At 35.1% G+C, this 16,518-nt stretch carries 19 protein-coding genes and 2 tRNA genes; 12 read left to right on the forward strand and 9 right to left on the reverse strand.

The window, feature by feature from the left end:
* Positions 1-4: 4 nt before the first annotated feature.
* The 7 genes from FFONT_RS03800 to FFONT_RS07235 all read left to right on the forward strand — a co-directional run bounded on the left by FFONT_RS03800 (position 5) and on the right by FFONT_RS07235 (position 3,570).
* Positions 5-367 carry a hypothetical protein gene (locus FFONT_RS03800; protein ID WP_014557909.1) on the forward strand — a complete coding sequence of 121 codons (363 nt, stop codon included), beginning with the start codon at positions 5-7 and terminating at the stop codon, positions 365-367.
* A 25-nt stretch (positions 368-392) separates the two neighbouring features.
* Positions 393-773 (forward strand): hypothetical protein, encoded by a 381-nt coding sequence (locus tag FFONT_RS03805; RefSeq protein ID WP_148683623.1) that lies wholly within the window; start codon positions 393-395, stop codon positions 771-773.
* 100 nt (positions 774-873) lie between these two features.
* The gene (locus tag FFONT_RS03810) at positions 874-1,557 is read left to right on the forward strand and encodes a DUF47 domain-containing protein (RefSeq protein ID WP_014557911.1); all 684 of its coding nucleotides are present in this window, start codon (positions 874-876) and stop codon (positions 1,555-1,557) included.
* Positions 1,523-2,101 carry a tRNA-intron lyase gene (gene endA / locus FFONT_RS03815; protein ID WP_148683624.1) on the forward strand — a complete coding sequence of 193 codons (579 nt, stop codon included), beginning with the start codon at positions 1,523-1,525 and terminating at the stop codon, positions 2,099-2,101. The genes FFONT_RS03810 and endA overlap by 35 nt, the downstream gene beginning before the upstream one ends.
* A gap of 22 nt (positions 2,102-2,123) precedes the next feature.
* A complete protein-coding gene (locus FFONT_RS03820) occupies positions 2,124-2,612 on the forward strand; it encodes a hypothetical protein (protein ID WP_014557913.1) in 489 nt (162 codons plus the stop codon).
* Positions 2,613-2,616: 4 nt separating this feature from the next.
* The gene (locus tag FFONT_RS03825; protein WP_148683625.1) at positions 2,617-3,333 is read left to right on the forward strand and encodes a HesA/MoeB/ThiF family protein; all 717 of its coding nucleotides are present in this window, start codon (positions 2,617-2,619) and stop codon (positions 3,331-3,333) included.
* 108 nt (positions 3,334-3,441) lie between these two features.
* The gene (locus FFONT_RS07235) at positions 3,442-3,570 is read left to right on the forward strand and encodes a hypothetical protein (RefSeq protein ID WP_280101534.1); all 129 of its coding nucleotides are present in this window, start codon (positions 3,442-3,444) and stop codon (positions 3,568-3,570) included.
* A 130-nt stretch (positions 3,571-3,700) separates the two neighbouring features.
* Here the strand turns inward: FFONT_RS07235 and FFONT_RS07240 are convergent, their stop codons facing one another.
* Both FFONT_RS07240 and FFONT_RS03830 read right to left on the reverse strand, forming a co-directional pair.
* The gene (locus FFONT_RS07240; protein WP_280101535.1) at positions 3,701-3,826 is read right to left on the reverse strand and encodes a hypothetical protein; all 126 of its coding nucleotides are present in this window, start codon (positions 3,824-3,826) and stop codon (positions 3,701-3,703) included.
* A 107-nt stretch (positions 3,827-3,933) separates the two neighbouring features.
* Positions 3,934-4,308, reverse strand: coding sequence for a thioesterase family protein (locus tag FFONT_RS03830; protein ID WP_014557916.1), 375 nt, complete (start codon positions 4,306-4,308; stop codon positions 3,934-3,936).
* Positions 4,309-4,379: 71 nt separating this feature from the next.
* Between FFONT_RS03830 and FFONT_RS03835 the strand changes: the two genes are divergently transcribed.
* A complete protein-coding gene (locus FFONT_RS03835; RefSeq protein ID WP_014557917.1) occupies positions 4,380-6,185 on the forward strand; it encodes a DUF4910 domain-containing protein in 1,806 nt (601 codons plus the stop codon).
* Here the strand turns inward: FFONT_RS03835 and FFONT_RS03840 are convergent.
* Entirely contained in the window at positions 6,122-6,964 is an 843-nt protein-coding gene (locus tag FFONT_RS03840; protein ID WP_148683626.1) for a M55 family metallopeptidase, read from the reverse strand. The two genes, FFONT_RS03835 and FFONT_RS03840, sit on opposite strands and share 64 nt — an antisense overlap.
* Positions 6,965-7,177: 213 nt before the next feature.
* Here FFONT_RS03840 and ilvA point away from each other — a divergent pair, with 213 nt between their 5' ends.
* Both ilvA and ahcY read left to right on the forward strand, forming a co-directional pair.
* A complete protein-coding gene (gene ilvA / locus FFONT_RS03845; protein WP_148683627.1) occupies positions 7,178-8,410 on the forward strand; it encodes a threonine ammonia-lyase in 1,233 nt (410 codons plus the stop codon).
* Between the two features lie 42 nt (positions 8,411-8,452).
* Positions 8,453-9,703 (forward strand): adenosylhomocysteinase, encoded by a 1,251-nt coding sequence (gene ahcY, locus FFONT_RS03850; RefSeq protein ID WP_014557919.1) that lies wholly within the window; start codon positions 8,453-8,455, stop codon positions 9,701-9,703.
* Here the strand turns inward: ahcY and FFONT_RS03855 are convergent.
* Positions 9,700-10,674 (reverse strand): ornithine cyclodeaminase family protein, encoded by a 975-nt coding sequence (locus FFONT_RS03855; RefSeq protein ID WP_014557920.1) that lies wholly within the window; start codon positions 10,672-10,674, stop codon positions 9,700-9,702. The genes ahcY and FFONT_RS03855 overlap by 4 nt on opposite strands.
* 258 nt (positions 10,675-10,932) lie before the next feature.
* Here FFONT_RS03855 and FFONT_RS03860 point away from each other — a divergent pair, with 258 nt between their 5' ends.
* Positions 10,933-11,559: a translin family protein gene (locus FFONT_RS03860; RefSeq protein WP_014557921.1), complete on the forward strand. Its 627-nt coding sequence runs from the start codon at positions 10,933-10,935 to the stop codon at positions 11,557-11,559.
* 8 nt (positions 11,560-11,567) lie between these two features.
* On the opposite strand, the gene FFONT_RS03865 is transcribed toward FFONT_RS03860, so the two are convergent.
* Positions 11,568-11,642, reverse strand: a tRNA-Ile gene (locus FFONT_RS03865).
* Positions 11,643-11,816: 174 nt separating this feature from the next.
* Here FFONT_RS03865 and FFONT_RS03870 point away from each other — a divergent pair.
* Positions 11,817-12,263, forward strand: coding sequence for a CGGC domain-containing protein (locus FFONT_RS03870; protein ID WP_014557922.1), 447 nt, complete (start codon positions 11,817-11,819; stop codon positions 12,261-12,263).
* Positions 12,264-12,675: 412 nt separating this feature from the next.
* Here the strand turns inward: FFONT_RS03870 and FFONT_RS03875 are convergent.
* The 4 genes from FFONT_RS03875 to FFONT_RS03890 form a co-directional block, all read right to left on the reverse strand.
* Positions 12,676-12,749: transfer RNA gene (locus tag FFONT_RS03875), tRNA-Val, on the reverse strand.
* A gap of 204 nt (positions 12,750-12,953) precedes the next feature.
* Positions 12,954-13,991 carry a substrate-binding domain-containing protein gene (locus tag FFONT_RS03880; protein ID WP_014557924.1) on the reverse strand — a complete coding sequence of 346 codons (1,038 nt, stop codon included), beginning with the start codon at positions 13,989-13,991 and terminating at the stop codon, positions 12,954-12,956.
* Positions 13,992-14,167: 176 nt separating this feature from the next.
* A complete protein-coding gene (locus FFONT_RS03885; protein ID WP_148683628.1) occupies positions 14,168-15,298 on the reverse strand; it encodes a pyridoxal-phosphate dependent enzyme in 1,131 nt (376 codons plus the stop codon).
* A gap of 73 nt (positions 15,299-15,371) precedes the next feature.
* The gene (locus FFONT_RS03890; RefSeq protein ID WP_014557926.1) at positions 15,372-16,487 is read right to left on the reverse strand and encodes an aminopeptidase; all 1,116 of its coding nucleotides are present in this window, start codon (positions 16,485-16,487) and stop codon (positions 15,372-15,374) included.
* Between the last annotated feature and the right edge of the window lie 31 nt (positions 16,488-16,518).

The following is a 16,518-nucleotide window of genomic DNA, read 5'->3' on the forward strand; positions in this document are numbered from 1 at the left end:
GCATATGTCCGAAGAGGAAAACAAGGAAGCAAGTGAGCAGAAAGTAGAAAAGAAGGACATAAAGTCATTAGTAGCTATTATTCCTCCAGCTGGCGCATTAAAGCCTACTCAAAAGAAAATTTCCGAAAAAAGGATAAGAGTAAGATATAGCTCAACAAAACCTGAACATATAACTATCAATCCGAAACTGGCATCTGAGCTTGGAATAAAGGATAAAGCGTATATTGTTATTGCAGGAAAGAAGAGATTCCTATTTAATGTGATCCTTGACGAAAACGTTCCTGAAAATGAGGTCTATGCAAATAATGAGTTCATGAAAGAAAATGGTGTCTCTGATAACAGCATAGCAACTATCAGGTCGCTATAAGCATATTAAATTGAGGGATAACGTTTTGGTTATAATAAAGAAGAGCTTTCAAGAAATTATGGAAGAAAGAGGAAAGATACTGTCTACTATAGAAGAAAAACTGAAAGAAGAACAAAGCGTTGAGAATGAGGAAGAGATCTTAAAGCTTCTTGAAATGAATAAAAATTCAAGGGCGGATCTGAAAAATTTTTTGAAAACATATCATGAAAATATTAACAGTGAGGAGGAAATGGAATACTATAGAACTATAATAGACTTTGTGAGATTAGTTTATATGCAAATAGAAGAAGATTTGTTCGAAAGAATTCTAGAAAGAGCTGAAAGGAGTATTGGGCCTCTAAAAGCGAATAAAGATTGGATACTGAAAGAAGCTGCAGACATTGATTTCATTTATGATAACAAATAAGCATGAATAAATGGAAATACAATGAATAGATATTTAATCTTGTATTTTAAAATTAAAGATAATAAATAAAGAATAACAAAAGCGTTCGGTGTATAACTAAATGCCTCAGGAAATTATAAGGGATGATGAAATTCTTAATATGAACTTAGCGGAAATGAACTTAGCAGAACAGATTACAAACATTCTTTTAACAATAAACCAAGAAGGAAAGATGGCGCAAGAGCTTATTTCAGGCTTTATTCAAGGCAAGATGGAACTCGTTAAAAAAGGATATGAGCCAATAAAAAAAATTAAGGACGATGCTCAAAGAATGAAGGAATCAACTATGGAATATGTCGTAAGGGTGTCACCTACTCTAATGACGAAAGAGCTGTATATGTTCTCGCTTTCTCATTTGGACAGAATCTCTCAAATAATTGACTCAATAATTTACAGGTTATCTATCCTTGCCCATTCCGGCTTTACATTAGATCAAAGTATTGCAGAATTATTTTCTCAGTTTTCTTCAACATCATTTAATATGGTTGAACTTCTATATACGGAGTCCAAATACCTTTCCTCTAATTCGAAAAAGGTTGGAGAAATACACGACGAAATAAATAGGAAAGAAGATCTGGTAGATCAGCTATATAGAAGGCTTGAACTAGAAATAATACGAAAATATTCTAATGATTTATTCCATCTGTTATTATTAAAAGAAGTAGTAGATTTGATAGAAGAGCTTTCAGACAAGATTAGGGATGCAAGTCATGACTTCAGATACATATCCCTCTATAAAGCATGACGAGAAATTCATTGGACATTTAGTGGGGCTTAAAGTACTTATCAAAGACACTAAAATTGCCTCCAAGATCTACATGGATGGATTCTATGGAAAACCTTTTGGAATAAAAAAACCTGAGAGAAGAGAATATAATGAAGTTTTAGAATTGTCATTGGTAGAAGCCCTTTATTTGGTAGAAAAGGGAAAGTTATCTGTTTTAAATTCAGAAGGTAAAGAAATGAGCTTCGATGAACTTTTAAATGAAGCATATAATAGGATTAAGTCTTTTAAAAGCTTGTATATAATATACAGAGATCTAAGAGAAAAAGGTTATGTTGTAAGAAGCGGATTGAAGTTTGGAAGCGACTACAGTCTGTATAGACATGGACCTGGAATTGAACACGCTCCATATTTAATACATGTTTATGAAGGTGATGAAATTATAGACCCTATCGAACTAGTAAGGATGGGTAGGTTAAGCCATAGCGTAAAGAAAAAGTTCATGCTAGGCATAGTCAGGAATGGTATACCAAATTATATTCTCTTTAAATGGTATAAACCCTAGCGAAATAGGTAGGTGAAAGAGATTGAGTATAAAGAAAGATCAAAAGCATTACGACTATGGAAAAGATAAGTATTGGGGCGACAAAAAGGGAAAAACAGGGGGATATGAAAAAAAGGAAAGGTTTGAAAGTGGAATAAAACAAGAAAGGGAAGGTTATGAGCACCATCAGAACCCTAATCCTTTGGGTGAAAAATGCAACAACCTATGCCCATTATTTTGGTGCACTAAAAGAGCATACCAGATAAGGAGAGACCCAAAGACTGGAAGAAAATATGTATTCTGCACCTGGACAAATGATGAATGCATAGGAGCAGCTTGTCAGTATGCTAGTTGCAAGGCGAACTATCTTCTTCCGAATGGTGAATGCGGCTACGCTAAAAACAAGGTCGCAATGGCTCAACCTGAAAAAGAAGATATCGTTGAAGATATTGAAAAGGAAGACCTAGATATTAAGACCAAGGGACTAATCTCTAAAAAACTTGGAAAGAAAAAGCTAGATGATATAATTTAGTAAGGTGCATTTGTTGGAAAGATATACTAGACAATTAAAGATCTTGAGCGATGAAGGGCAGAGAAAGCTGAAAAATTCTACGGTTCTAATTGTTGGAGTTGGTGGACTTGGATCAGCTAGCTCTGTTTATTTAGCTTACTCCGGCATAGGCAAATTGTTAGTTGTAGATAAAGATAAAATAGAAAAATCGAACCTCAATAGACAAATTCTTTATAAAGAAGAAGATGTAGGAAAATATAAAGCAATTATTGCAGCAGAAAGGTTAAGAGAAATCAACAAAGAAATACATGTGGAACCATTTGTTATTGATGTAAATGACGAAAATTTTGAGGAGATTATTAAGAGGGCTGATGTTGTAGTTGATGGGCTAGATAATTGGAAGGCTAGGCTAAGGGTTAATAAGTTGGCAGTTAGATATCTAAAGCCTTTTGTTCATGCAGCGGTTGAAGAGTGGTATGGTCAACTTTTCACGGTTATTCCTAAAAAGGGTCCATGCTTAAATTGTATATTCGGAGAAACAGAAGAAACGAAAAAAGAAATACAAGTCGTTCCTCCTCTGCCTGGTATATTAGGTACCATGCAAGCAATTGAAGTTATAAAGATTATTACGGGTATAGGAAAAGTAGCTTCCGATAGGATCATTTATATAGATTCAAAAAACTTAAGCATACATGAAATCCAAGTCACAAAGGATCCAAACTGTAAAATTTGTTCACATTGAGGGTTTTCAAATCCTATATAAGTTCATATTAGTTGATGCATCCCTTCTTGGTTCTGCATATGGCTTAAAGGCTTTCGAGAGCAAGGTATTTGGAGAACATGTTTATGCATGCAACAATATTCTAAAGCATCTCAGGGCTCTATAGATTTTATCGCGAAGCATCCAAAGAAATTCTACAATCTTCTTATCGCTGCTCTCTGGAAGAGCTCTCTAACCCTCATTGAGGTATGTCCTTAAAAGAACATTTTAAAAGAATGCGGAGAGATTTATAAATAGCAAAAAAACATTAACATTAAAATATAAACTTTTATGAAACTCAAAACAGTTTATCTAGGCTCCACTTATCTATTTGTGAATACATCTTCTTTCATTCTAAGGACAGTTGAGTAGTCAGAGATCTCTGCCCGAAGCCTTTTGAGAGATCTATTGCTTTAGGCTCAGAATTAACACTAATTCCAATTGTCATGATTAGGAAGCATTTACAGCCCTTCAAAGCTGATCACTAGGCTTTAATAAAAATTAAAAGCTTAAAAATGTTCAAATTTCATCCTAACATTAAAAGGCAAGATTTTCAGCTGTAATATTTTTAATAAAAAATTCTCAAGCTCTTTTAGTAAAACCTTCTCTATCTACAACTCTTCTCTCATGTATTCCATATCCAATTACTCTATCTCCGCAAATGGCCTCTACCCAGAAAATAAGCCTTTTCCCGTCACTTTCAAGCAATTTAGCAACAACTTTTAGCGTTTCTCCAACCTTTGCAGGTGCTATGTGATAAACGTCGACTCTAACACCTACAGTAGTTTCATTATCTTTTAGATGCGGTTGAACACACTGTAATGCAGTCTCTTCCATAAAGTTGATCATACTTGGAGTCGCTAGAACTGATACTTCTCCAGAGCCTACATGAGACGCAGAGTGTTCTTCTTTTATTTCAAAAAACCTTGTCAATTCTATTCCTTTTTCTATGGGCATTTTAGTGCACCAGGAAATATTTATCAGTTAACTATAATTATTTTTTCATCCTTAAATTGTTTTACTGGTGATTGAAAACGATCGAAGAAATTTTAGACAAAATCCCCATCAATAAGCTTTTATCTTATACTGTAGAGCTTTCTCAATACAATAGAGTCCAAGGCGGAAGAGGAATTATAGATGCATCAAAGAGGGTTAAGGAAATACTTGAAGATTTTGGTCTAAATCCAAATTTGCATCTTTTTCAACATGATGATAGTCTCATGCCATTTGATGCAAATCTTGTGGGTTGGGAGCTAGAAGAAGGAGGATTATGGATCAAAAAACCGATTAGAGCTTTATTATCGCATACAAATAAAGCAATAACTTCTGTAATAGTGCACTCTCCACCAGGTGAAATTGCCGGAGAACTGGTATATCTTCCCTCGGGAAAATGCGATAAAAACTGTGAAAATAAGATAGTTCTAACAGATGATTGGAGCGCTACGAATTATTTTTCTTTTGTAGACAATGGAGCAATAGGAGTAATAGCGTTTAGAAGAGAAGGATCGGAAACAGCATATCCTTATTTCTCAATTTTCCCCTCATTTGAAGAAATTTCTAAAGCAAAGGCACCCGCCTTTACCGTTACAAGAGAAGATGCTATGCATTTGATATATATGATAAATAAGGGGGAAAAAGTTGAAGTTGAAGGTTATGTGAAGTCTAGATATAACAACGTCGCAAGCATTCCAGTTATTGAACACTCTTGGGGAAATGGGGAAAACGAATATCATATAATTTCTCATTTGTGCCATCCGGGCTATACAGTAAATGATAACATTAGTGGAAGCATTGGAAATATTGCAGCGTCTATAGCTATGAAATATTTAGACAGGTCAGATTTAAAGGATAATATAAGGATAAATTTTGTTTGGGTTCCTGAATACAGCGGAAGTGTAAGTTATTTAAGAAAGGCTCTTAGTGAAGGAAGAAAAATCATCGGCACTGTTAATCTTGATATGATAGGAGAAGTGCAGGATATAACAGGGTCATCTCTCAATTTTGTCAGGTCTCCAATATCTCTTATCTCTCCTTTAGAAGCTAGTACATTTAAATACATGTTAGATGCATTACCAAAAAGCTACGGGTTTAGCTCTATAACGACATTTCCAACAAAAAAAGTGTGGCTCATAAATTATGAAGTGGGAAGCGATCATGATGTATATGTTTCCTATGGCATACCGTCTGTTATGCTCAACATGTGGCCAGATAAATACTATCATTCAAGTGAGGACACTATAGACAAGTTCGATATAAAGCAAGTTGCATCTCTTGGTATAGCTTCACTTCTTTCCATTCTAAACGTTTTTAATGCGCCTTTGAAGGAATATATGAATATGGTTTATGGTTACGATCTAATGGCAATTGGCGACAAGGAACTAAAGAAATACAGAGAAACGCTTTACTGCGAAGCCGCTCAAAGACTGAGTGTTTCTCCTTTTTACTGCGAAGGTGTCAAGCATCAGGCAAATGATAAAAGCTTTTCAATTGAATTAAAAGTCAATGGTTTTCCTTCAATTAGATTGTTACGGAAGGTTCTAAGCAAAGAAGAACTTGATGAAATAATGAAGATGTTTGAAACTAAACGGTACATGAGGACAGCAAACTCTCTAGTTTCGGTAATATTATCTCAAAGAAAAAAGACAAGTTTTAGTGAGTTAAAATACATCTTGTCTGGTGAGCTGGGAATAAAAATTGAGGACATAGATCTAAATACCTTGCTAAAAGCGCATGAAAAAGTAGGAACCATTTATATTAAAAATAAAATTATTTATTTTTCAATAATACTTCTCAAGCCATATGAAGCAAATACTAGCAATTCTAATATTTTGTAAGCATCATTAATGCTCTCAGCTGAATATTCAATTGCAGTTCCACTTATTCGTTTTACGATAGGTAAATATTCTGCTAAATCTGCATAACCAGTATTTAGAAAATCTATTTTAACTTTCACAGGTTTATCCACAGCTATCATTCTAACTTCATTAGCATTCATCCTCCTCACAGCTTCCTTAACTCCTTGAGCTAGATCCTCATTGAGCTTTTCAATAGATGGGCTTATAGATGAGTACCTGCCATAGGACTTCTTTAAAGGAACGAACACGGCCCACGGAGCGAACTTCTCCACATCCTCCCTCAAAGCCTCATCTCCTGCTACAAATATTACAGGAATCTTCATCTCATTCAGTGCAATCATATTAAATAAGAATTCACTCATTTTTACTCCATTTACTTCTAGACCTCTTATGGCTGATCCGCTGAATGAATGATCGTATGTTGCATCTTTCGTCCCTACACCTGCGTGATATCCTAAGAAGAATGCCGCGCTGCAACCTTCAGCTCCAGTTATCATTGACCTAGGTCTCGGATAGCCTCTAACTAAATATGCATATTTAGGAAGCCTCTCATAGTATATGTTTATCATATCAGCATGAGAATCTGCTACAATCACCTCATCGAATCCCTCATCATGGATCGCTTTCACAGCGGCGTATGTTAACTCGCTCGCTATCCTCCTCCCCTCCTCCCAGAGGGGGTTTCCGGTTGAAAGCTGTCCCCTGTTCACTATAAAGGGCAAACCCTCAAGATCTACAGAGAGAAAAGCTTTTTTCATAAGATGTTACCTCTTTTGTTTTTATATCGAAATTTTTAATAATTTATAATTATATATTTAAGTATCAAATATTAATTAAAACAAAAGGTCCAATTTAAAAGCCAAATCTATAAGTTTTGGATATTGAAGGTGAATGATCTAAATGAGCTTTTTAGTAAAAATAAATTTGAATTGAAATGAAAGAAAAAAATTTTGTTATGGAGGGATAAGGTTTTGGGAAAATTAGTCGATAATGTATGGGAAAACATCTTAGAAGCAGAAAAAGTTCTCTCTGGTGTTATTCACAAAACTCCGGTTGACTATAGTGCAACATTCTCAAAAATGACAGGAAATAAGCTCTATTTTAAGCTTGAAAATATGCAAAAGACGGGTTCTTTTAAGGTAAGAGGCGCTTATTACAAAATTTTTAAGCATAAAGATGAAATAAAGGGAAAAGGCGTTATAGCAGCGTCTAGCGGCAATCATGCCCAAGGGGTAGCATTTGCTTCTAATAGCCTTGGCATAAAGTCAACAATAGTTATGCCAGAAATAACGCCTGCTTTCAAAGTGAATGCTACAAGAAATTACGGTGCAGAAGTGGTTCTATACGGCAAAGTATATGATGAGGCGTACAAGAAATCAATAGAAATATCTCAGCAAACAGGGTCAGTGTTTATTCATCCATTTAATGATATTGAAATTATGGGAGGACAAGGAACTATAGGTTTAGAAATCGCCAGTCAACTTAGCGATATAGACATGGTTTTGGTTCCTGTTGGGGGAGGAGGCTTAATATCAGGCATAGGAACGGCAATTAAAAAATTGAAACCTAGCACAAAGGTTATAGCAGTTGAACCGAAGAACGCTCCTAAGTATTATGTTTCTAGAAAGAATGGAAAAATAGAAACTATTGAGCCATTGCCAAGCTTGGCTGATGGAGTAGTAACCAAAGGTGTTGGTGATTTGACTTTTGAGGTCATGAGCGAGGTGGTTGATGATGTTGTCGTTGTTGACGAGAACTCAATAGCTACTGCTATATATTTAATGCTTGAAAGATCAAAAATAATGGTAGAAGGTGCGGGAGCTCTTCCACTTGCAGCAATGCTTGAAGGTTACTATAACAATATGAATAAAAAGATTGCGCTCGTTGTGAGCGGTGGTAATATTGACTTGACAATGCTATACAGAATAATAATGAAAGGGCTGTCTAGTATCGGAAGAATAGTTGTTCTTAAAGTATTAACAAAAGATCAGCCAGGAGAGCTAGCAAAGATATTAAATGTATTGTACAAGTACAAGTGCAATATCGTAGAAGTTAAGCATGATAGGTTTAGCTTAAGATCCCCCGTAGGCTTTGCTTCAGTAGAAGTAATCTTTGAGGTTCCGGATATCGCAGTTGTAGAAAGGCTGAAGAAAGATTTAATTGAAATGGGAATAGAAGTCGAAAATTCTGAGCATAGCAAATAAATTAATTATTTATATTCTACAAATTCTGAAGAGGTGGAGTAAATGCCTGAGTATTGGGTATCAGATATAAATAAAGCAGAAGAAGGCGTAGCACAGCTGGAATGGGCCGAGAGAAATATGCCAGTTTTAATGTCATTAAGAAAAAAATACAGCGATGAAAAACCCTTGAGAGGTGCAAAAATTGCTGCATGTCTTCATGTGACAAAAGAGACTGGCGTTCTTGTGAGAACGCTTAAAGCCTGGGGTGCAGAAGTTTACTTAGCTGCAAGCAATCCGCTATCTACACAAGATGATATAGCGGCGGCTTTAGCAACAGAAGGTGTATGCGTTTTTGCTAAGAAGGGAGAGAGCGAGAAAGAATATTTCTGGGCAATAGAAAAGGTTGCGAGCATTCATCCAGATATAGTGATTGATGACGGTGCCGATCTGCATTCTTTATTACATGAGAAACATCCGGAGATGCTGAATAAGATAAAGGGAGGAGCCGAAGAAACTACCACTGGTGTCGTAAGATTAAGAGCGTTAGAGAAAGAAAAGAAGCTAGGTTACCCTGTTTTTGCGGTAAATGATGCTATGACAAAGCAGATGTTTGATAACAGATATGGAACAGGTCAAAGCACAATTGATGGATTGCTTAGAGCTACGAACATTCTTATATCTGGAAAAACGATAGTCGTTGCAGGGTACGGATGGGTTGGAAGGGGAATAGCTGCTAGGGCAAGGGGCATGGGGGCTGAAGTAATTATTACCGAAGTAGATCCTGTGAAAGCTTTAGAAGCTGTAATGGATGGGTATAGAGTTATGAAAATGGAGGAAGCTGCAAAAATCGGCGACGTGTTCATAACGGCAACAGGAGACAAAGATGTAATCACTTGGAAACATATGGAAAAAATGAAAGATGGTGCTATCTTGGCAAATAGCGGGCACTTCAATGTGGAAGTTAGCGTAAAAGATCTAGAAGAAAATAGCATATCATCCAGAGAGCTTAGAAGATATATGAAAGAATATAAGATGAAAAACGGGAAAGTTCTGTATCTGTTGGCTGAAGGAAGGCTTTTAAATTTAGTAGCAGCTGAGGGGCATCCTAGCGAAGTAATGGATATGAGCTTTGCAAATCAAGCATTAATTGCAAAGAAGGTATGGACTGAGCCTAGGCTTGAACCGAAAGTTTACAAGGTTCCGCTAGATATAGATCAAAACATTGCTATGCTAAAGCTTAAATCTATGGGCATAGAAATAGATGAACTCACTCCCGAGCAGAAAGAATATTTAGATTCATGGAAATTAGATTAAAAAATTATTTCTTTTCCTAAACCTTTACTTTTTGCAATATTGTATGCAAGCAGTGCTACTGCAACATCTTCTACTGCTAAACCAACAGATTTGAATAGAGTTATCTCATTTCCTTCTCTTCCCTTTTTCTTTCCGGCAGCTATTTCACCTATTTCAGTAATGTCTTCAAAATCTAAAATGCCTTTTTTGACTGGTTCGGCAATATCTCCAGCTTCATTTAAGGTGGCGTTTCTTGAATCAACGACAATTTTTCCAATCTTTTTTATAGCTTCATCATCTAAAGCCCTTTCCTCTAATGAATGAGCACCAATGCTTATTATATGTTTATCATCGTCTAACCATTCACCCAGGATAATAGGAGTTTTTGTTGTTGTGGCTTCAATGACAACTTTAGAGGATTTTACAAGCTCTTCTATGCTATTTGCTGAACTAACTACATATCCTAAGCTTTCGGCCCAGGTTTTGAATTCATTTTCTCTGTTTTTATTTATATCAAAAATCATTAATTCTCTAGTTTTGTAAAAAAGAGATGAAAACTTAAGCTGATATTTCGCCTGATATCCGGTTCCTATTATCCCTATTGGTCCAGTGTTTTTTGGGGCTAAGTATTTTATTGATATAGCGCTTGCCGCACCCGTTCTTAAAGCTGTTAAGATATTTCCGTCAAAAATTCCAATTAGTTCTCCATTGCTTTCATTAAATAAAAGTGTAACTGCTTGTATAGTTGGCAATCCTCTTGAGAAGTTTTCAGGTATTTGGCTTACAACCTTTACCCCAATGCCTTCCGAAGGTATGTAAGACTGCATCACAGCCCACCAGTTACCCTTTATCCTCATCACAGTTCTTTCAGGTGTGAGAGTCTCTCTTTTTGAAAACTTAATGAGGGCATCTTCTATTGCTTTTGAAACAAGATTCAAGTCCATAAGATTTTCAATTTCATTACCACTAACTAAAAGAACACTAGGAGACATTTTTATACCCAAATAGAAGAAATCAGAATGTGGTTAATTAAAAAATCTTTCAAAAATTTGTGATAAATTTGAAAGAGAATAGCTTCTTATAAGAAGAAATATTGTAATAAATCATATTTTATAATTAAAAAGTAGAAAGTTTTTTATAGAGATAAGCACATCTATAATATTTTCTTTTTTTGCATATGTATATATCAAGTGCTCAGCTCGCAAGCTTTATAAGCTACTACCTATTCAAAAGGGAATAGGTAATGAATATTGAAAGAAAAGCTTAAAGAAATAATTAGTGAAATAAGAGGCTATTTGGATGAAAGAGACATGGAAAGGGAGAAGCTAATAGTCATTTCAAGAGATGTCATAAGATTATCAGGCAATGCTATAGTATTAATCGAAAAAGGAGACTTTAAAGGTGCTGAAGAAAACATAAACAAAATGAAGGAGCTAGTAGAAGTTTTTCTTTCGGAACTCAAGAATTTTCCCGAGCTGTATTACTCTGGTATAGCCTACAACATGTTAACGGAATATGCCGAAGCCATCCTGCTTTTTCATATTATGAACGAAAATAACATTATTAGTTATAAAGAAATGAATATATCCCCTGTCCCTTACCTCCTCGGGCTTGGAGATGTAATTGGTGAGATTAGAAGGGTCATTATTGATATGATTAGAAAAGAGGACTTCGAAAACGCATGGAAGCTGTTTGAAATTATGGAAGAAGTATTTTTCCAGCTGAGTAATATGGATTATCCTGATGCACTAGTGCCTGGATTAAGGCATAAGGTTGATACTGCGAGAAGGCTTATTGACGATACAAAGTATTTTCTTATAGACATGGAAAGTAGACATTTTTTGAAGAAAAGCTTGAGCATTCATATCGAAGAGTAAAAGGTAAATGGGCCCGGAGGGATTTGAACCCTCGACCACCCGGTTATGAGCCGGGCGCTCTGACCGGGCTGAGCTACGGGCCCTCTATTTTATATTAAATTTTTCTTAGGATTAATAAAAGTTTTTAGTTTTTAGCATTTTATAAGACAGTGTTTGAAATTTTGGAAAAAACTATATAAAAATTTTTGTATGATCTAAATTATTAATAAAATTTAATAATAAGATTTTTTAAAGCAATAAATTGCTAGTGATAATAGATGGAAGAAAAAGTCAAGATTGGAATTATAATATGTGATAGATATAAAAACTGTGCAGGAGGAAAGTGCTTTAGGGCTCTTAGAGAAAGAGTAGGAGGATTTAGTATTTACAAGGACAAAGAAGTCGAAGTTGTGGGGTACACAACCTGTGGAGGCTGTCCAGGTGGGAACATTGAATATGCTCCGGAGGAAATGAAAAAGAATGGAGCAACAGTAATTCATTTTGCTACTGGGATGGTTGTAGGTTATCCTCCATGTCCATATATTCAATATTTTAAAAAGTATATCGAAGAAAAGTATAACATGAAAGTAGTAATAGGAACACATCCTATTCCAGAAAAATATTATACCGTTCATCAGAAGCTAGGTTCATGGAATTCTCCTGAATGGCAAGAAATGATAAAGCTCGTAGTAACCGATGAAAAGACAAGACGTGCATATGATTGAAATATTTAAATTTTAAATCTTTTAAAAATATTTTGAAGCTATTTGAGCTTAGTGAAGGTATAGAGGAACGCACAGCCTACAATGAGATCAATAGAGCATTTAAAGAAATGAAGTTGATAGGCAATTAGAAGAAGATGATGACAGGAGAATTTTGATCGGATGAAGGGGTTGTTATTACCCAATGCTTGAGAGCAAAGCTAAAAACAAACAGTATAGTAGCATTATATCATATATTTATATACTTAAGATCCCGCATAAATCCATGCGAGGGTTATAACTCAATAGGTAATAGCTCGTTTTATCTCGCACAAAAAGTTAAGGGCAAATACTATCTGCATATTAAGGAATTTATCTTGGCAATGAGAGGAAGAAGCCCCTCTATATAGCTTCCCACGATAATATAGAGGAGAAGTGGGCCCGCTGGGAGTCGAACCCAGGACCTCCGCCTTGTAAGGGCGGCGTCCTAACCAGCTAGACGACGGGCCCGCTTAAGAGCAAAAAATTATTTTTATTAATAGGAATTAAAACTTTTTTCATTTTTAAATATATACTTTTTATAATAATGCTGGTATTTTTCAAGTAATTACATATAATTACATAGCAAAATATTTTCTCTTCAGATAGAAGGATTACTAACAAAAAAAATACTTTTGTATAATGTTTAAATGTTTTTAATTAAACAAAACGATATTATTCAAAAATATACCCTATAATATTGTCTTTGTAGCTTTTAACAGTATTCTCATATATATCTTTAAGTTTCGAAACTTCTTCTTTATTTGCAATATTTTTCAGAGAAAAGCATTCATATGTCTCCCATTTAACGTGTGTGTATTTTAAGTTATGCTTTTCTGCTAAATATCTCAAAGTTAAACCTATATCACCTTTTCCACTAGAAATCATTTTTATAATTTCATCATCGGTTTGATATTCGCTTTCATAACCTACAACTTTCTCAACTTCCTTGTTTAGATGCTTCGCCTCTTCCTTTAGTAATAAATCAAGAAGATCTCTCGTTCCTGAACCTCTATTTCTGTTAATTAATTTTAATTCTCCATTTAGTAACTTATGTATTATGTCTTTGAGTTCCATATGAGGAAGGTCACGTCTATATGCAAAAACCAGCTCTCTCTTAAATGAAATTATTTTTTCTACTCTATCTTTTAACCAGAATCTTTCAATGAAAGACTTGTTGTAATCATCGGTAATGGGATCATAGAGATGCATGCATGCGATATCAGCTTTTTCTAATGCAAGCATTGCAAGGGAGAGACCAGATCCTATTATCAGATCATCTATTTTACAACCTTTTTTAATGGCATTATTAACTACAATGTCCATTATATAGTCGCTACTTCTTGCCATAGTTAGCTGAGAATTTATAGATATTGAAATATATTGGGATAAAGGTCCTATATTTTTGTTGATATATGCAAGAGCACTCTCGTACATAGAAACAAGCTTCTTTCCGAAATCTGTTAGCTTTGTTTTCCCTCCTCTTTTCCCTCCTTTTTGGGTTATTACTACTTTTTTACCAGTTACTCTCTCTATTCTAACTATAAGCTCCCAGACTCTAGAGTATGGGATACCGAGTTTTTTTGATACAGAGATCATAGATTCTTCTCTTTCGATAGCTTTGAGTATATCTGCTCCGTTACTATCAAGAATGCTTTCTCCTCTGAATATGAGAATCGGTTCGAATTTTATTTTTATTTCATTTTCTTCCATAGTTTTAGCCTTATAGCTTTAAATTCTCTGCTTTATATATACCATTTTATAAAGTAAGCTATAAATGTTTGACGAAAAATATAACCGCTTTTTATTAGAAAGCTATTGATTTCTTTATTTGTACATTATCAATATTATTTAGCACTGATTTATTTGATGAAAAATTTTTATTATGATTATGAAGGAAACAACGAATATTTCCTGACTTTTTTATTTTTTCTCATTTCAAAAAACGAAATAACAATTCCTTCAGCTTCTAAACTTTCTAAAGCTTTATAGATCCCACGAAGAGTGTATTTTTCCTTAAGCTCCCTCCAGATCTCATAAGCGGTCATCCCTTTTTTACCTTCCAAAGCTTTTGCTATATCTTTTTTAATATCATTCCAAAAGCTTTGGGAACCTCTCAGGTTTACTCCTTTAGACTCTCCTGTTACTATTACTATACCTTCTCCAAGCTTCATAGCTAAAGCTACGCCTAGTGCAGATACTAACTTTACTTTTACTCCTTTTCTGGTGAGTTCAATAAAATTGTCTATAAGCTCATTTAGTTTGATCTTTTCAATTTGAATTCCTTCAATATTTTTTAGATAGGAAGGATAGTTATCTTCAAGGACTGCTGCAATGATCTTAAAATTCGTTTCAAAGTTTGCTTTCTCTAAATCCTTTATCCCTTTCCATATAGATAAAGCGAGGACTCCCGATTCACTTGGCACGAGAATTTTTCCCTCGGTTATCCCCCTTTCTACTATTTCAAAAATGATTGTTTTCAGCCCTTCAATGGTTAGCGGATTGTCATAGCTTATAGCCTCTCTGTATCTTTCTGTGCACAGTTCTGCATTTAAATACACTAGCGATGTAAGCTCTTCAGGATCTGCTTTAAGAGGGTCTTCGATAACTACTTTTGTTCTGTGAGAAGGTGTTAGATAAGTTGCAGCAGATATAGCAAAATCTTTAGAGTATCTTATAATAGCAGAATCGTTTGGCTTATAAGTTTTGAAAAAGCTGGCCAATACAGATGACCCTCGATCCATATAAGTTCCAGTAGGATTGAATCCTTCTAGCTTTAAGTAGATATCTTTTTCTGACCACCTTCTAAGCGGTGTAAAACCTTCCCCTCTAGTGACAGTTTCACTAAATTTAGGCATGAGATTGCTATATCTCCATATGCTTGGAACATCGTGAAGAACCTTCCATTCGGCACCCCCAATTTCAATCATTAAAGGAGAATCGCATCTACTATCTGATAACACAATTCCATCGTATTCTTCGTTATTAGATGGACATATAGTTTTCAATCCTTTCAACAAGGCAATCATCTAAAATTAATTAAAAAATATAGGTTAAAAATATTCAATACTTTTACAAATCTTAATTGTTGCTTTAAATTACTGACTCAATAAATCTTCCATTTTCATAAATCTTTTCTTTGTCCGCTTTTATTATGCCTTTTCTCATATCCTTTACTATGTCCCAATGGATAGATGAAGTGTTCTTACCTCCAGTCTGGAGATAAGCTGCACCGAGAGCCATGTGTATCGTTCCTCCAATCTTCTCATCGAATAATATTTCCTTTGTAAACCTCGTTATATCGTAGTTGAGTCCAAACGCAAACTCTCCTACTCTCTTCGATCCCTCGTCGGTTGAAATCATCTTTTTCAGAAAATCCTCTCCTTTACTGGCATTCGCCTCAATTATAGTTCCAGACTTGAATTTCAATTTTACGTTTTCAACTTCAACTCCTTTCCAGATCGCAGGATAAGTGAATGTTATATACCCTTCTATTGAATCTTCTATAGGAGCGCTAAATACTTCGCCACCCGGCATGTTGTTTTTTCCATCATCGCTAATCCATGTCCTTCCTGCAAACTTCATAAAAAGCTCAGTATCATCTGAAAGAACAAGAAGCTCATCAACTTTGTTTAATAGTTTTGTAATTTTTTCCTGCATTAATGCTTGCTTCTTCCACTCTTCTATAGGATCAGAAGAGTATAACTTAAGGGCAGAGTATACAAAGTTTTTCCATTCAATTGGAGAAAAGCCAGCTTCTTGAGCCATTGCATTTGTAGGATATACTGTAATCGTCCACTTCAATGTTCCCATTGCGTCTCTTTTGAGCATTATGTCGGAGATTACCTTCCCAGCGAGCGTTGCAATTTTTATCCTCTCCGGGTCAACTCCTATGAGATGCTTAGAATGAGATGGGGCGAGAATTCTGATAAGTCCGTTGATATTTTCCATAACATATTTATCAATTGGTGAGACATATTCTAAAAGCTCTTTGCTTGCATATCTGTAGAAATACTCTGAAAGCTCTTCGTTTGTAATTACTATCCTCGGGTATCCCCCTCTGTCAACAATTTTTTTAAAAAGCTCATTTATTAACGGCATCGCATTTATTGTGCCGGAAACCTGTATTTCGCTTAGCCTCTTAACGCCTATGCAATAATCAACAAGTAATAGAGCGAATTTTTCCTCTATAGATGACAATTGCGACATTTGTTTAACCTCTTTTTTATTTTAGCCATAG

The organism is Fervidicoccus fontis Kam940, from assembly GCF_000258425.1.
Taxonomy (GTDB): domain Archaea; phylum Thermoproteota; class Thermoprotei_A; order Sulfolobales; family Fervidicoccaceae; genus Fervidicoccus; species Fervidicoccus fontis.

Excerpts from the sequence above, each read along its gene's own strand:
- FFONT_RS03800 (WP_014557909.1), top strand. The coding sequence starts at position 5 with ATGTCCGAAGAGGAAAACAAGGAAGCAAGTGAGCAGAAAGTAGAAAAG.
- FFONT_RS03810 (WP_014557911.1), top strand. The coding sequence starts at position 874 with ATGCCTCAGGAAATTATAAGGGATGATGAAATTCTTAATATGAACTTA.
- endA (WP_148683624.1), top strand. The coding sequence starts at position 1,523 with ATGACTTCAGATACATATCCCTCTATAAAGCATGACGAGAAATTCATT.
- FFONT_RS07235 (WP_280101534.1), top strand. The coding sequence starts at position 3,442 with ATGCAACAATATTCTAAAGCATCTCAGGGCTCTATAGATTTTATCGCG.
- FFONT_RS03830 (WP_014557916.1), bottom strand. The coding sequence starts at position 4,308 with ATGCCCATAGAAAAAGGAATAGAATTGACAAGGTTTTTTGAAATAAAA.
- FFONT_RS03840 (WP_148683626.1), bottom strand. The coding sequence starts at position 6,964 with ATGAAAAAAGCTTTTCTCTCTGTAGATCTTGAGGGTTTGCCCTTTATA.
- ahcY (WP_014557919.1), top strand. The coding sequence starts at position 8,453 with ATGCCTGAGTATTGGGTATCAGATATAAATAAAGCAGAAGAAGGCGTA.
- FFONT_RS03855 (WP_014557920.1), bottom strand. The coding sequence starts at position 10,674 with ATGTCTCCTAGTGTTCTTTTAGTTAGTGGTAATGAAATTGAAAATCTT.
- FFONT_RS03870 (WP_014557922.1), top strand. The coding sequence starts at position 11,817 with ATGGAAGAAAAAGTCAAGATTGGAATTATAATATGTGATAGATATAAA.
- FFONT_RS03880 (WP_014557924.1), bottom strand. The coding sequence starts at position 13,991 with ATGGAAGAAAATGAAATAAAAATAAAATTCGAACCGATTCTCATATTC.
- FFONT_RS03890 (WP_014557926.1), bottom strand. The coding sequence starts at position 16,487 with ATGTCGCAATTGTCATCTATAGAGGAAAAATTCGCTCTATTACTTGTT.